Raw genomic sequence first — 1,439 nt, 5'->3', positions numbered from 1 at the left:
GATACAGCCGTCAACAAGCGTTGATGGCGACAGTTGGCGATGGTAAGTCCAACCGCTTAAGCTCTGGTATGGGTGTGGAAGTGACCAGCATCCGCCGTGTAACTGATCAGTTCTTGGTTAAACAAACTTGGTCTACCAATAGTTTGGCGGCTTACGCGGCTGGTTACACCAGCAACATGAGCCAACTAGAAAACACCTTGGGTGCAGACGGATTTAGTATCTCTGCTGGCTTAGATTCGCTTAACGCCGCGCTTAACGATGCGACGGTGAAGCCAGAATCGATGCCTTACCGCCAGCAAATCATCAATGAATCAGAAGCATTGGCTCGACGTTTCAACACACTAACTCAGTCTTTGCATAACCAACACAAAGACATGAATGATCAGCGCACCGCTGCGCTGACTCATGCAAACAGTCTGATGTCGAACATCGCTCACGTGAACAAGCAAATCGTTGAAATGCAAGGTACAGGCGGTAACCCAGCTCAATTGATGGACACGCGTGAAAAGCTGATCGGTGAGCTGTCACAAGTGATCGAAGTGAAAACAACCGATCAACCGGATGGCAGCATGCAGGTGACGTTGGTTTCTGGTCAGCCGTTAGTCATGGGCTCGGACTTTGGTCAACTGTCTGCGATTCCTGATCCAAGCGATCCGTATCTTGCGGATCTGCACGTGAATTTTGCTAATCAAAGCTTCGCTATTGGCGATTCGGTCGGGGGTAAGTTGGGTGCCATCAACGATTACCAAACCGACGTTCTAAAGCCAAACCAAGTAGCGCTTGATGACATGGCAAAAGCTCTGGCAGATGAGTACAACGCGGTACTTGCTACAGGTAAAGACTTGAAAGGCAATGCTGGCAAACCACTGTTTAACTACGACCCTGATAACCCAGCGGCAAGTTTAACCATCACAGATTTGAGCGCGGAAGAATTGGCGTTTTCAAGCGATGGTACGCCGGGTAACGCGAATGTTCTTAAATCTTTGATTGATTTGAGTAACAAACCGGTTGCGGTAACGGGCTACGGCTCAGTGAGTTTGAACGATGCCTTTACCTCAATGGTTGGCCAAACGGCGATCAAAGCGCGTCAGGCAGATGCGGATTACCAAGCAAAACTGGCAATGAGCAAGCAAGCGCATACCGCTCGCGACAACGTAAGTTCAGTGAACAGCGATGAAGAAGCCGCGAACTTGATGACGTTTGCTAACGCGCACAATGCCAACATGAAAGTGATCAGTACGGCGAACCAGCTGTTCGACTCTGTATTGCAGTTATTCTAGAGGAAACCCAGATGCGAATCAGTGATAACCAATTCAGCCAAATGATGCTGCAAAGCCTGCAGAGCAACAGCGCAGGCCTTGGGAAAGTACTTCAACAAATGTCGACACGTGAGCGACTGACTAAACTGTCTGATGATCCAATGGCGTCTATCAAGCTGC

The 1,439-nt window shown here is 49.1% G+C and carries 1 protein-coding gene and 1 pseudogene; both read left to right on the top strand.

Annotation, left to right across the window (positions count from 1 at the left end; translation table 11 throughout):
• Positions 1-1,280 (top strand): flagellar hook-associated protein FlgK (gene flgK, locus R8O70_RS25180; RefSeq protein WP_318184457.1); only part of this gene is annotated, 1,280 nt, incomplete at its 5' end.
• A gap of 11 nt (positions 1,281-1,291) precedes the next feature.
• A pseudogene (locus R8O70_RS25175) lies at positions 1,292-1,439 on the top strand (flagellar hook-associated protein 3); the annotation flags it as partial.

Source organism: Vibrio sp. 779(2023) (assembly GCF_033344285.1).
GTDB classification, from domain to species: Bacteria; Pseudomonadota; Gammaproteobacteria; order Enterobacterales; family Vibrionaceae; genus Vibrio; species Vibrio alginolyticus.
The sequence above is the reverse complement of the archived record's forward strand: the minus strand, read 5'-3'. Positions and strand labels throughout refer to the sequence as shown.